At 63.2% G+C, this 13464-nt stretch carries 14 protein-coding genes; 8 read left to right on the top strand and 6 right to left on the bottom strand.

Annotated features, from left to right (window positions below):
* Nucleotides 1-11 precede the first annotated feature (11 nt).
* Both LCM24_RS05855 and LCM24_RS05850 read right to left on the bottom strand, forming a co-directional pair.
* Entirely contained in the window at nt 12-173 is a 162-nt protein-coding gene (locus tag LCM24_RS05855; protein ID WP_224803144.1) for a hypothetical protein, read from the bottom strand.
* A gap of 33 nt (nt 174-206) precedes the next feature.
* Nucleotides 207-476, bottom strand: coding sequence for a PqqD family protein (locus LCM24_RS05850; RefSeq protein WP_224803143.1), 270 nt, complete (start codon nt 474-476; stop codon nt 207-209).
* A gap of 133 nt (nt 477-609) precedes the next feature.
* Between LCM24_RS05850 and rpe the strand changes: the two genes are divergently transcribed.
* The 8 genes from rpe to LCM24_RS05810 all read left to right on the top strand — a co-directional run bounded on the left by rpe (nt 610) and on the right by LCM24_RS05810 (nt 9444).
* Nucleotides 610-1272: a ribulose-phosphate 3-epimerase gene (rpe, locus tag LCM24_RS05845; protein WP_224803142.1), complete on the top strand. Its 663-nt coding sequence runs from the start codon at nt 610-612 to the stop codon at nt 1270-1272.
* Nucleotides 1269-3131: a heparinase II/III family protein gene (locus LCM24_RS05840; RefSeq protein ID WP_224803141.1), complete on the top strand. Its 1863-nt coding sequence runs from the start codon at nt 1269-1271 to the stop codon at nt 3129-3131. The genes rpe and LCM24_RS05840 overlap by 4 nt, the downstream gene beginning before the upstream one ends.
* A gap of 5 nt (nt 3132-3136) precedes the next feature.
* On the top strand, nt 3137-4723 hold the full coding sequence (purH, locus tag LCM24_RS05835; protein WP_224803140.1) for a bifunctional phosphoribosylaminoimidazolecarboxamide formyltransferase/IMP cyclohydrolase: 1587 nt from the start codon (nt 3137-3139) through the stop codon (nt 4721-4723).
* Between the two features lie 219 nt (nt 4724-4942).
* Complete coding sequence (msrA, locus tag LCM24_RS05830; RefSeq protein ID WP_224803139.1) at nt 4943-5623, top strand: peptide-methionine (S)-S-oxide reductase MsrA; 681 nt, start codon at nt 4943-4945, stop codon at nt 5621-5623.
* 36 nt (nt 5624-5659) lie between these two features.
* Nucleotides 5660-6127, top strand: coding sequence for a Fur family transcriptional regulator (locus LCM24_RS05825; RefSeq protein WP_224803138.1), 468 nt, complete (start codon nt 5660-5662; stop codon nt 6125-6127).
* A gap of 81 nt (nt 6128-6208) precedes the next feature.
* Complete coding sequence (dxs, locus tag LCM24_RS05820) at nt 6209-8131, top strand: 1-deoxy-D-xylulose-5-phosphate synthase (protein WP_224803137.1); 1923 nt, start codon at nt 6209-6211, stop codon at nt 8129-8131.
* 6 nt (nt 8132-8137) lie between these two features.
* Complete coding sequence (locus tag LCM24_RS05815) at nt 8138-8560, top strand: hypothetical protein (RefSeq protein ID WP_224803136.1); 423 nt, start codon at nt 8138-8140, stop codon at nt 8558-8560.
* A gap of 86 nt (nt 8561-8646) precedes the next feature.
* The gene (locus LCM24_RS05810) at nt 8647-9444 is read left to right on the top strand and encodes a crotonase/enoyl-CoA hydratase family protein (RefSeq protein ID WP_224803135.1); all 798 of its coding nucleotides are present in this window, start codon (nt 8647-8649) and stop codon (nt 9442-9444) included.
* A gap of 1 nt (nt 9445) precedes the next feature.
* On the opposite strand, the gene LCM24_RS05805 is transcribed toward LCM24_RS05810, so the two are convergent.
* The 4 genes from LCM24_RS05805 to LCM24_RS05790 are packed head-to-tail and all read right to left on the bottom strand — an operon-like array spanning nt 9446 to nt 13430.
* Nucleotides 9446-10123, bottom strand: coding sequence for an NnrU family protein (locus tag LCM24_RS05805; RefSeq protein WP_224803134.1), 678 nt, complete (start codon nt 10121-10123; stop codon nt 9446-9448).
* Between the two features lie 54 nt (nt 10124-10177).
* The gene (locus LCM24_RS05800) at nt 10178-10687 is read right to left on the bottom strand and encodes an FKBP-type peptidyl-prolyl cis-trans isomerase (protein WP_318247359.1); all 510 of its coding nucleotides are present in this window, start codon (nt 10685-10687) and stop codon (nt 10178-10180) included.
* On the bottom strand, nt 10684-12063 hold the full coding sequence (locus tag LCM24_RS05795) for an amidohydrolase family protein (RefSeq protein WP_224803133.1): 1380 nt from the start codon (nt 12061-12063) through the stop codon (nt 10684-10686). The genes LCM24_RS05800 and LCM24_RS05795 overlap by 4 nt, the downstream gene beginning before the upstream one ends.
* A complete protein-coding gene (locus LCM24_RS05790; RefSeq protein WP_224803132.1) occupies nt 12060-13430 on the bottom strand; it encodes an amidohydrolase in 1371 nt (456 codons plus the stop codon). The genes LCM24_RS05795 and LCM24_RS05790 overlap by 4 nt, the downstream gene beginning before the upstream one ends.
* Between the last annotated feature and the right edge of the window lie 34 nt (nt 13431-13464).

Below are 13464 nucleotides of genomic sequence, written 5' to 3'. Positions count from 1 at the left end.
CGACCCAGTCGTCAGGAACGCTTGTTTCCGGCCGCCTGGGCAAGAGGAACGGGCGGGCCAGCAATGTCGCGGATCGTGCCGAGGCGTACCAGTTCCGGGCGCTGCCACGGGGCCTTGCCGGTCTTGTCGTCATTCTTTCGGGTCATGCTGGTGGGCCTTTCGATGTCGACCATACCATTCCATCGCCGCGGGTCAAAAGCCTGATTTCAATTGATCTCCTCGACCAGCCGCACGTCCGCCAGTGCTTTCACCAGCCCGGCCGCGTCCCGCTCTATCGCCTGTTCCGTCGCATCGAAAGAGGGTGCGAGAGCCGCTGCAATCGCCTTTGCATCGCGCCTCCCGTCGATAGCATCCCAGATCGCGCGGGCGGTGCCGCTCAGAGAGAACAATTCACCACCATCGAGATCGATCAGCAGGATCTCGTCTCCGACCTCGGTCGCGATGAAGTTCCCTGTAAGCTTTCGGATGGCGGGCATGCTCGAGACCCTATCGGGAAAACGTACCGGTTCCACCCCGTATCGTGGAAAAGCGTGGGCTCGCGGCTTGTGAGGGGACGGCTCGCGCGCGTAGGCGAAAGGCAGGCTCATCGCGAACCGCCGGAAAGCGCCCATGACTGCCCCGTTGATTTCCCCCTCCATCCTGTCCGCCGATTTTGCCCGGCTGGGCGAGGAAGTGCGTGCAGTCGACGAAGCCGGTGCCGACTGGATTCATATCGATGTGATGGACGGGCATTACGTCCCCAATATCACCATCGGTCCGGCTGTCGTGAAAGCGCTGCGTCCTCATTCGGACAAGCCATTCGACGTCCATTTGATGATCGCACCGATCGACCCGTATCTCGAGGCATTCGCGGATGCGGGCGCGGATATCATCACGGTCCATCCCGAAGCGGGCCCGCATATCCACCGCACGCTGCAAGCGATCAAGGGGCTCGGCAAAAAAGCGGGCGTGGTCCTCAATCCGGGTACGAGCGTCGATGCACTCGACTATCTGCTCGAAGACGTCGACCTGGTGCTGGTGATGAGCGTAAATCCCGGCTTCGGCGGCCAGAGTTTTATTCATTCCCAGCTGCGCAAGATCGAAGCCATCCGCAAACGGATCGACGCGCTGGGTAAGGATATCCGCCTCGAAGTCGATGGCGGCGTCGACCCCACGACTGCGCCCCTCTGTGTCGATGCAGGGGCGGACGTGCTGGTGGCTGGGTCTGCCACCTTCAAGGGCGGGCCGGACAAATACGCATCCAATATCGCTGCCCTGAAGGGGCTTGGATGATGGAAGGGCATGCCGACCTGCTGAGCGTCGCGCGAGAAGATGCGTCGGACGAAGAGCAGGTCGCACTGCCCCTGGGCGATGCGCCCGAGCCGCTCGTCACGGCTGCACCTGCGAATGAACCGGAAGCGGAAATCGAACCGGCACGGGCGCTCGTGCTTGCGGACTTCCAGCCGCCTCGCAGCGGCCCGCTCCATTCCGCGATGCGGCTGGCCTACAAGCTCGGGGTGCCCGGGCAGATCCTGTCCTCTCCCCTGCGCAAGCCTGCCAAGCCCCGCCTCCTTGGAACGGTGCAAAGCCCGCTTGAAGGCAATCGGACGGCTGGTGTCGCCCTGCGCGCCGGGCAGTTTTTCGCAGGTGGGCTGAAGCATCCGCTTGCCAAGGTCGACTATCGTTCGCCGTCGAAAATGACGCCGCCGTTCGTGCGCGCGGTGCATGGCTTCACCTGGATGCGTGATCTCTCGTCCAGCGCTCCGCGTGCGCAATGTGCTGGCACGGCGGGCGACATGTTTGCTGCCTGGCTCAAGGCGAACCCGCAGCCGGGGAAGGGCCCTGCCTGGACTGTCGAGCTTGCCGGCATCCGGCTGATCAACTGGCTGGTCCATGCGCCGATCGTGCTGACCGGCGAGGGGGAGAAGCACAAACCCAGGTTCCTCGAGGCGCTGGAGGCAACGGCTCGCTGGCTGGATCGTAACGTGACGCGTGAAGACGACCGCCTGGCGCAGGCGTCCGGCTGGTCGGGAATGCTCGCTGCGGGTCTGCTCCTGCCCGATGGCAAGGCACGCAAACTCTATGCTGAGGCGGGGCTGCTGCGCACTTTGGGCGAGATGGTCAGCGACGATGGAGGTGTCCTGTCGCGCTGTCCTTCGGCGCAGGCCGATGCGATTGCCCTGCTTGTGGAAGTCCGTGCCTGCTATGCTGCCGTCGGCGAAGAAGCGCCTGCAGCCCTCGACACGATGCTCGCGCTGCTTGTTCCCGCCTTGCTTGGCGTGCGCATGGGCGATCGTGGCCTTGGCAGTTGGCAGGGCGGCGCGGCTATGAGCGAGAGCGATCTTGACGCCCTTGTGGCGGCGAGCGGCGTTCGGACCCGCCCCTTGGCAGAAGCCGGACAGTGGGGCTTCCAAAGGGTGAAGGCCAAGGAGGCGGTGCTGGTATTGGACGCTGCCCCGCCGCCAAAGCCTCGCCATGCGCGCCATGCCTGTGCATCGACGCTGGCGTTCGAATTCTCGCACGGGCCGCAGCGCATCATCGTCAATTGCGGTGGGGCGGCGCTGGCGGGTGCATTGGTCCCGGCGCGGATCGAACAGGGATTGCGGGGCACTTCGGCCCACTCGACCATGGTGCTGGACGATGCCAATTCCACCGCGATCCTATTGCACGGCCAGATCGGCAAGGGTGTCGAAGAAGTCGATTTCACGCGCGAGACCCTGTCGCAGGGCAAGAAGTCGGGCACCAGACTGGAAGCTGCGCACAATGGCTACGCCGCGCGCTTTGGCCTAGTCCACCGCCGCATCCTGATCCTGTCGGGCGAGGGCGAGGAATTGCGCGGCGAGGACGTCCTCGAACCATCGGGCCGCAAGGGCAAGCGCGGCAAGATCGGCTATGCCATGCGCTTTCACCTCGGGCGCGGAATAGAGGCCAAGCCGACAGAGGACGGCCGCGGCGTCCACTTGGTCATGCCCGATGCAAGCTACTGGCAATTCCGCCTCGGTGGCGATAGCGGCGAGGCCGGTTGCAGCGTCGAGGATTCGCTGTGGGTCGATGGCCACGGACGTCCGCATGCAACTAAGCAGATCGTAGTCGAAGGGCTGACCGCCCGCAGCGGGGGACGCTTCCCCTGGCTGCTCAAACGAATGGGGTAATTCACTTGGCTGATGTGGCAATCAGACGGGCACTGCTTTCGGTGTCCGACAAGAGCGGATTGGTGGAACTGGGCACCGCGCTGGCTGACAAGGGCGTGGAACTGGTCTCGACCGGCGGCACGGCCAGAGCGCTGCGCGAGGCCGGCCTCGACGTGAAGGACGTTTCCGATCTGACCGGTTTTCCGGAAATGATGGATGGCCGGGTCAAGACGCTGCATCCCATGGTCCATGGCGGCCTGCTCGCCGTGCGGGACAACCCTGAACACGCCGCAGCTATGGAAGAGCACGCGATCGGGGCGATCGATCTCGTCGTGGTCAATCTCTATCCCTTCGAGGCCACCGTGGCCAAGGGAGCGGAGCGTGACGAGATCATCGAGAACATCGATATCGGCGGGCCGTCGATGGTCCGTAGCGCCGCAAAGAACCACCAATATGTGACGATCGTCACCGATCCTGCCGACTACGAAAAGCTGATCGGCGAGCTTGAACAAGGTGGCAGTACCTCGCTCGAATTCCGCCGGAAATGCGCTGCAAAGGCCTTTGCGGCCACGGCAGCTTACGACAGCATGATCAGCCAGTGGTTCGCCTTCGCTGATCAGGGTGAAACCTTTCCCGGCATGCTGGCGGTCAACGGCAAGGCCCCGGTCGAATTGCGATATGGCGAAAATCCGCACCAGAAGGCGGCGCTTTACACTCCCGTCGGACCGCACGCGAAAGGCATCGCCCAGGCCGAGCAGTTGCAGGGCAAGGAGCTCAGCTACAACAATTACAACGATGCCGACGCCGCGCTCGAACTGTGCGCGGAATTTGCGGGCGGCGACCCGGCAGTCGTCATCGTCAAGCACGCCAACCCTTGCGGCGTGGCGCAGGCATCGACCCTGATCGAGGCATGGCAAGATGCGCTCGCCTGCGACAGTGTGTCGGCCTTCGGCGGCATCGTCGCGGTCAATACCGAGCTCGACGGGGAAACGGCTGCGGCAATCTGCGAGATATTCACCGAGGTCGTGATCGCTCCTTCTGTCAGCGACGAGGCGCGCGAGGCTTTTGCAAAAAAGAAGAACCTGCGCCTGCTCGTTACCGGCGACCTGCCCAATCCGCGTCGCGGCGGATTGATGGTCAAGCCCATCACTGGCGGCCTCCTCGTCCAGACGCGCGATAATGGCGCGATCAGTGAAGCCGATCTGAAAGTCGTCACGCAGCGCCAGCCGACGGAGCAGGAGTTGAAGGACTGTTTCTTCGCCTGGACCGTTGCGCGGCACGTCAAATCCAATGCGATCGTCTATGCCAAGGACGGCGCCACCGCCGGGATCGGGGCGGGTCAGATGAACCGCCGCGATTCGTCGCGCATCGCCGCGATGAAGGCCGCGGAGGCCGCCGAGAAATACGAGTGGTCCCAGCCGCGCACGGTCGGCAGTGCAGTGGCATCGGATGCGTTCTTCCCCTTCGCCGATGGCCTGCTGGCCGCGGCGGAAGCAGGGGCGACGGCTATCATCCAGCCCGGCGGATCGATCCGCGATGACGAGGTTATCGCCGCCGCCGACGAGAAGGGTCTCGCGATGGTCTTCACGGGAATGCGCCACTTCCGTCACTGATGCGCGGGATGATCGCCTGAACGAATTACAACCATCGCATTAACTATGTTGCAATCGGTGTGCCTGTAACCAGATGGCCAGGCACACCGAAAGACATCGCATGAACCTGTTTACCCCTGACCTCTATCGCAATTTCGGCATCGGCTTCATTGCCGGTGCGCTCGTCGTCGCCGCTTCGAACGGAGAGGCGCTGCTCGCAGCTATTCCGGCGCTGTTCTGATGCGCAAGGTTGCCGCCCTCTTTGCCGCAGCCGCCCTGTTCGGGGCAAGCGCATGCCAGCAACCGGCTTTCGCCGCCGAGCGGGTCGTCGAAGCGCCTGCCGCCTCGCGCATTGCCAAGGAAGGCTCCGGCCTCAAGACTGCCATCTTTGCCGGCGGGTGTTTCTGGGGTGTGGAGGCTGTCTTCAGCCATACCAAGGGCGTGACCAGCGCGGTTTCGGGCTATCACGGCGGCACCAGGCGCCAGGCGGACTACAAGCTGGTATCCTCCGGCATTACGGATCATGTCGAAGCGGTGAAGGTCACCTATGACCCCCGCGTCGTGCGCTATGACGAGTTGCTGCGTATCTTCTTCTCGGTCATCGCCGACCCGACGTTGAAGGATCGCCAGGGTCCGGATCGCGGCGCACATTACAACGCAGAGCTTATTCCGCTTTCCGCCGAACAGCGCGCTGTCGCTTCGGCCTATCTGGCCAAGCTGAAGAAAAGCGGTCTCTGGTCGCGTCCGATCGTAACTTCGATCGAGCCTGCCAAGACGTTTTATCCCGCCGAAACCTACCATCAGGACTTCGCCGCCAAGAACCCGCGCCACCCGTATATAACCCGTTGGGATGCGCCCAAAGTTGCGGCCCTGAAAAGGCTCTACCCCTCGCTTTACCGGGCAGAGTTCAGGCGCAACTAACTTGCACCTTGGCGGGCGGGAGCTTACCTCCCTTCCATGGCCCAGCACGCACATTCCCATAAGGAACATTCCGGCGAAGACCTGATCGACGCCGCTCGTCACACGCTCACTGATGCGGGTGAGCAGTGGACGGGTATGCGCCAATCGGTTTTCGAGGAACTTTCCCGCCACGAAAAGCCGGCGAGCGCTTATGACATTGCCGATAACCTCTCGGCCGCGCGGGGCAAGCGTGTGGCCCCCAACAGTGTCTATCGCATCCTCGACCTGTTCGTGCGGAACAATCTCGCCAACAGGATCGAAAGCGCCAACGCCTATCTCGTCAACACGCATCCGGGCTGTCGGCACGATTGCATTTTCCTGATCTGCGACGATTGCGGCAAAGCCCTTCATATCGACGACGACCGGGTGACCGGTGCGCTCCGCGAAGCAGGCAAGGACGCCGGTTTCGTCGATGTCCGCCCGGTGGTCGAACTGCGCGGCCTGTGCGACGAGTGCGGCGCCTGAGGGCTGTTGCCGCCAGGCCGTGCAAGACTTGCGACAAGCCGTTCATCGACAGTTGTGAAAACGCCGTGTAAGGCACTCGCCATGACGACGCGACCCGATACGCCGCTACTGGATACAGTCGATACTCCGGCTGACCTTCGCAAGCTCGACAAATCCCAGCTGCGCCAGCTCTCCGACGAGCTGCGCGCGGAGATGATCGATGCTGTTGGTACGACCGGTGGACACCTTGGCTCAGGGCTTGGCGTGGTCGAGCTTACAGCGGCCATCCATTACGTTTTCGATACGCCGACCGACAAGCTCGTCTGGGACGTCGGGCACCAGTGCTATCCGCACAAGATCCTGACCGGGCGGCGCGACCGGATCCGCACCCTGCGCCAGGGTGGCGGCCTTTCGGGCTTCACCAAGCGCGCGGAAAGCGAATACGATCCGTTCGGGGCAGCGCACTCCTCTACCTCGATCAGCGCGGCGCTCGGCTTTGCCATGGCCAACAAGATGCAAGGGCGTCCTGGTCGCGGCATCGCGGTGATCGGCGATGGCGCGATGAGCGCAGGCATGGCCTATGAGGCGATGAACAATGCCGAGCAGGCCGGCAATCGCCTGGTCGTGATCCTCAACGACAACGACATGTCGATCGCTCCGCCGGTCGGTGGCCTCTCTGCCTATCTCGCGCGCATGGTGTCGAGCAGCGAGTACCTCGGCCTTAGGTCGATGGCCTCGAAGATCGCCCGCAAGATGGGCCGCCGCGTGTGGGGCGGGCTCGAAAAGGCGGAAGAATATGCCCGCGGCATGGTGACCGGCGGGACTATGTTCGAAGAACTCGGCTTCTATTACGTCGGTCCGATCGACGGGCACAATCTCGACCACCTCATCCCGGTGCTGGAGAATGTGCGCGACAGCGAGCAGGGCCCTGTCCTGATCCATGTCGTGACGCAAAAGGGCAAGGGCTATGCGCCGGCCGAAAACAGCGCCGACAAATACCACGGTGTCGCCAAGTTCGACGTTGTGACTGGCGAGCAGAAGAAATCGTCGGGCGGTCCGCCTGCTTACCAGAACGTCTTCGGGGAAACTCTGGCGAAGCTCGCCAATGACGACCCGCGCATCTGCGCGATTACCGCGGCCATGCCGAGCGGTACCGGCGTCGACAAATTCGCCAAGGCGCACCCCGACAAGGCTTTCGATGTCGGCATTGCGGAACAGCACGGTGTAACTTTTGCGGCAGGTCTTGCGGCGGAAGGCATGCGTCCTTTCGCGGCGATCTACTCAACCTTCCTCCAGCGCGCATACGATCAAGTCGTGCATGACGTTGCGATCCAGAACCTGCCCGTGCGCTTCGCCATCGATCGCGCTGGCCTGGTTGGCGCCGATGGCTGCACCCATGCTGGCAGCTTCGACATAACCTATCTCGCCACGCTGCCCAACATGGTCGTGATGGCCGCCGCTGATGAAGCGGAACTGGCGCACATGACCTATACGGCGGCCGAGTATGACGAGGGCCCCATCGCTTTCCGCTATCCGCGCGGCGCGGGTGTGGGCGTGGAAATCCCGGAGAAGCTCGAAAAGCTGGAGATCGGCAAGGGCCGTATCGTGCGTGAAGGCACGAAGGTTGCCATCCTCTCGCTCGGCGCGCGTCTCGAAGAGGCGAAGAAGGCGGCCGACCAGCTTGAGGCGAAGGGCCTTTCGACCACGGTGGCCGACATGCGCTTTGCCAAACCGCTCGACACTGCCCTGATCGAGAAACTGATGCGCAGCCACGAAGTGGTTGTCACCGTCGAGGAGGGTGCAATCGGCGGCCTGGGCGCGCATGTGCTGACCTTTGCCTCGGACGAGGGCCTGACGGACAGCGGCCTCAAGGTCCGCACCATGCGCCTGCCCGATATTTTCCAGGACCAGGACGATCCGGCCAAGCAATATGACGAGGCCGGTCTCAATGCGCCGCAAATTGTCGACACCGTGCTCGGCGCGCTTCGCCACAATTCCGCAGGTGTCGAAGAGGCGCGGGCTTAGCCTTGCATGGGGGAAGCGTTTGGCATCCCCGAATGGTTGGTGGTTTTGTTATGGGTCGTGACGGGGCTGATCGTCGCGATGGCCTATGGCTATTGGAGCCTAAAGCGTTCGCACGAGCGTGTTGCCGCAAGCCGACCGAACCTCGCCAAGGACCAATTTCTCGCCGCCATGGCCCCGGACTGCACGGACAAGGTTTCGAGATTCTTGTGGGATCAAGCGATCCAGTACGTCGAGCCCAGGCTCACTCCGCACCCTGACGACGATCTGATCCTCGACCTGAAAATCGACGATGATGATCTTGCCATGGACTGGCCGCGAGAATGGGCGGAGCGGGAAGGGTTCCACCACAGCAATTTGCCAGACTGGCCAGACGGTTGGCCCAGCACAATTCGCAACTTTGGCCGTTGGTTGGACATGGGCCCGCAATAGGCGATGTCGTCTTGGACTCGATCCGTGGCTGGGGTGACGACGAAGGCGGGTAGTGCCATGGGTAGGTCCGAAAGGATTATCAGCTCATGAGCCTGCTCCAGATCGATACCGCCAATTACGTCACGACTCTCACGCTGAACCGGCCCGACAGCATGAACCCGCTCGGCGCGGCAGGGGACGGCGACGCCTTCGTCGCCGCATGCGATGCGATCAACGCCGACATGGACGTGCGCTGCGTCATCCTGACCGGGGCAGGGCGGGCATTCAGTGCCGGCGGCGACATCAAGGCGATGAAAGAGAAGACGGGCAATTTCGGCGGTACCGCTCCCGAGATCGCCGACGGCTATCGCAACAACATCCACAAGTTCCTGCGCGCGCTGTACTCGCTTCGCGTGCCGCTTGTCGCGGCGGTCAACGGTCCCGCGATCGGCCTGGGCTGCGACCTCGCCTGCCTCGCCGATATGCGGATTGCGAGCGAGAAGGCGAAGTTCGGCGTCACGTTCCTGAAGCTCGGCATCATTCCGGGCGACGGAGGCACGTGGATCCTGCCGCGTATCATCGGCGAGGCGCGCGCGGCGGAGCTGTTTTACACCGGCGACGTGATCGATGCCGGGACCGCTCTCGACTGGGGGCTCGTGAGTAGGGTGGTCGAGCATGATGTTCTGATGGATGAGGCGCAGGCACTCGCCGCCAAGGTCGCAGCCATGCCCCCGCATGCACTACGTCAGGCTAAGAACCTCATGCGGCAGGGGCGTTCGACGACTTACGACGCGGCGCTCGAGATGGCGGCCAATGCGCAGGCGCTGATGCATTCGACTCGCGATCACATGGAAGGGGTCGACGCGCTGATCGAAAAGCGCGCGCCGAAGTTCACTGGAGACTAGGTCAGCCGATCCAGCGCCATATCCCTGCGGGAATACCGCCTGCGTGGATGTGGCTCCAGCTGATCAGAAGCCAGACTGCGATACCTGCAACCCATAGGCCGACGCCCGCCTTCGGCAGATTGCTCCAACGCGGCCAGTAGCTCGTGCGGGCCTCCCAATGTTGCCAGGCTTCGCCCATCAGGACTTCCTTCTTGCGATCCTGCATCCGCGCGCCGACGAGGGCCAGAACGAGAATGGAAAAGGCGACAATATTAGTGCGCCAGCTCCACCACAGGACAATATGGCTCACCGCCCAAAGGGCAAAACCCCACATCATCGGATGGCGGGTCACGAGGTAGACGCCGCCCGGGTCCCTTTCGGCGAACTTTTCCGCGCCGGGTGCCGGGGTGGCAGGATTGCCCCTGAGCGAGCCGAGAAACAACACCAGTGCGGGCAGCGTCAGTGCCGTCGCGATGATCCAGCCGATCGCGCCGCTACCGCCCAGGCTGCCGGAAGTAACGCTGGTAAAAGCGAAATACATCCAGGCCATGCACGCCGCCGCGACCAAGCTGTAGAGCGCCATGAAGCCCCCCGAGCCGAGCAGCCGCACAAGCGTGCCGCGCAGCGGGTGCGACAAGGCGAAATGCGTGCCGACAAAAGCAGTCGACGCGGCGATCAGCGAAACGAGAGCGGTATCCATGGCTATCTCCCCAGCCGGAGCGAGGTAAGTAGCAAATAAAAACCTATCTTGCAATCACTGGCTTTCGATGCCTAGCAATTCGACCTTGAAGACGAGTGTCGCTCCTCCGGGAATCGGGCCCTTGCCCTTTGCTCCGTAGGCCAGGTCGGCGGGTGCCGCGATCTCGATCGCATCGCCGACGCGCATCTCGGGAATGGCCATTTGCCATGCCTTGATGAGGCGCCCCAGGGGGAAAGTAACAGGCTCTCCCCGGTCATAGCTGGAATCGAAGGTTTCCCCGTCGATGAACATGCCCGCATAGTGGACGGTGACCCGGTCGGCGACAGTCGGCTTGGCGCCGCTGCCCGCATATTCGAGATAGCGCCAGTAGAGACCTCCATCCATGTATCGCCAGCCATCTTCCGGCGCGAGCTTGGCAAGATAGGCCTGCTGCGCGTTCATCCAGGCGATATCCTGCGAACGGTCGGGCGGGCTAACCTGCGCAACCGCCGTGTATGTTCCGACTGCGGCGAAGGCTGCCGCCACGGCAAAGACCATGCCGCGCATTTCCTTGGGGATGCTCACCAGTCGTAGGCCTCCGGCAAGGTGCTTTCATCGAGCTCGCGGTACCGATCGCGCAGGCGGCTTTGATGGTTCTCGAGCGGCTGCTCGATCCCGTCGATATAGACCCGCACCACCGATGACCCCACTTCGAGCGGATCGCCGTCCCAGATCACCAGGTCGCCATTGGCGCCAGGCGCAAGGACACCGGCCTTGCCGCCCATTCCGCTGATTTCGGCGGGGACCGATGTGATCGCGGCGAATGCCTGACCCCAGCTAAGCCCATCGGCACCGGGCATGCGTGTCAGCGCGACGAGATTGCCCGCATACTGGTTGAGATTGCGCGGATTCTCCATGGCTGAGGCGTTGATCGCAACCTTGACGCCCGCCTTCACCATGCGCCCGATATTCGATTGGGTGCTGGCCAGCTGATCGAAGCCTTGCGGCAAATCGTCGAGGCCGTCGGCAATGACTGGAATACCCGATGCGGCGATGTCGCTAGCGACCAGCCAGCCTTCGCTCGCGCCCACCAGGACCATGTCCAGACGCGGGAACTCCTTCTTCAGGGCAAGCGCGCTGCGGATATCGGCGGCCCGCTCCACCATGACGTAGAGTGGCTGCTCCCCGCGTGCGACCGGCACCAGTGCTGCTGCGTCGAACCGGGTCAGAAGGACGTCGGACGCGCGATCGCGCGACGTACGTGCCATGCGGCTGTCGATACCGATATCGTCACCCTGGCGCGAAGTGCCTCCGCTACCGGTGCTGCGTAGCGTACCGCTGCGTTCGAATTCGCCTGCTTCGAGGAGGGCATTGCGGAAGAGGGCTTGCGCCGAAGCCCTGCTTCCCCCTGAGAGGCGTGCACCGCCTTCTCCCAGCTCGACCACCTGGAACGCGCGCGGTTTCGTGACCGCATCCGCGTCCGACCCCAGGTCGATGATTGCGCCCTGGCCTGCGAAGATAGATCCGCTCGCAGAGCCGACCACTGCGGCGCGTGTGATGCCCGCCGCACGATGGATGAGGATGTGCTGCGAGGCGGGATTGATCACCGGCGCCACGTCCAGCGCGGCGCTGAAGGGCGAGCCGCCAGCGCGAATATCGTTGGATTCGCTTACCGCTCCGACGTCCCACAAGCCGAGGTTTGTGACCGTCGCGAAAAGTCCCGGCGTAACCCAGCGACCTTCTCCGTCGATAACTGCGGACTGCGGAGCGGTGGGCATATTCGCAGCGCTTCCTGCGTAGACGACCTTTCCGCCTTGCAGGACCACCGCACCGTTTTCGACCGGTTCGGAGCCGTCACCGGTCGCAACGGTCACGCCGGTTATGGTTACGTCCTGTGCTGCCACGGGAAGAGCGGAAGCGAGCGCTGCGAGGCTCGCTGCGAATGTCAGCGCGCGCTTCATTTCACGTCTCCTTCACCCGGCTGGCCGAGCTCGAAATCGCTCACCGGCCGACGCTTGCGGTCCATGGCATCGAAGAGCAATGCGCCGTCCACCCAGACCTTTTCGGGGCGCGAATAGACGCTGAGGGGATCGCCGTTCCACAGGACCACATCGGCCATCTTGCCCGGCTCGAGGCTGCCGGTCATCGCATCGATGCCCATGGCCTTGGCGGGGTTGAGAGTGATCCAGCGGATGACCTGCGCATCGGAGATATCGATCCCTACGCGCGCACCGGCAGCCTGGGCCTTCGCCGCTTCCTGGTTCAACCGCTGGATGCCGTTCGCATCATCAGAGTGGATCACAACGCAGGCATCTTCGCGCTGGAGGTAGGCCGCGTTCTCGAGAATGCCGTCGTAGGCTTCCATCTTGAAGCCGTACCAGTCGGCCCAGATGGCGCTGCACACGTCGTTTTCGCGCAGAAGATCGCCGATCTTGTAGGCTTCGACTGCGTGGTGAAACGCGCTCACCTTGTAGCCCATCTCCTTGGCCATATCCATGACCAGCGCCATCTCGTCCGCGCGGTAGCAGTGGTTGTGGACGAGGATTTCGCCGTCGAGCACGCCCTTCAATGTTTCCTTCGCAAGGTCGCGCTTCTTGCCGTCATAGGCCTTCGCGTCGAGCCAGGTCTGCCGGTTGACCGCAAAATTGCCCATGCGGGTCGAGGGCATCCGGCCGCGATTTCCGTAGACCCGCTTCGGGTTCTCGCCGCAGGCCATCTTGAAGCCATAGGGCGCGCCGGGGAACTTCATGCCCTGCACGGTGCGCGACGGCACGTTCTTCAGCGTCGCGCTGCGCCCGCCCATGAGGTTGGCCGAGCCGGGTAGGACCTGCAGGCTGGTCACCCCGCCGTTCGCCAAAGCGCGGGCAAAGCCGGGGTCCTGCGGCCAGACGGAATGTTCCGCCCAGACTTCCGGGGTGGTCGGGCTGGTGGCCTCGTTACCGTCGGAATGCGCATCGACGCTTGGTGTCGGATAATCGCCGAGGTGGGAATGGATGTCGATAATGCCCGGCGTCACGAACTTGCCCGTTCCGTCGAACACCGCGATGTCGGCCGGGACCGGTGTGTCGGGCCCGCCGATCGAAACGATCTTTCCGCCGCTGAAGAAGACCGTACCGTTGTCGATCCTGCCGCCCACACCGTCGTAGATCGTTGCGCCGACCAATGCCGTGGGCACGCCCGGATAGGGCTCATACGTCGACGGGAACGGCGTATCGGTCGTGGCCTGCGATGCGCTGGCGCTTTCGGTTTCCGCAGTTCCATTGGTCGAGCAGGCGGTGAGCGCGATGGCAAGCGCACCTGCGGCGATGGTCTTGAGCTTTGTTTTCATGGGAGCCTTCATGCCGTGAGACTTCGGATTTGCA

Origin of the sequence: Qipengyuania aquimaris (genome assembly GCF_020171965.1) — a bacterium.
Classification (GTDB): Bacteria; Pseudomonadota; Alphaproteobacteria; order Sphingomonadales; family Sphingomonadaceae; genus Qipengyuania; species Qipengyuania aquimaris_A.
The sequence above is the reverse complement of the archived record's forward strand: the minus strand, read 5'-3'. Positions and strand labels throughout refer to the sequence as shown.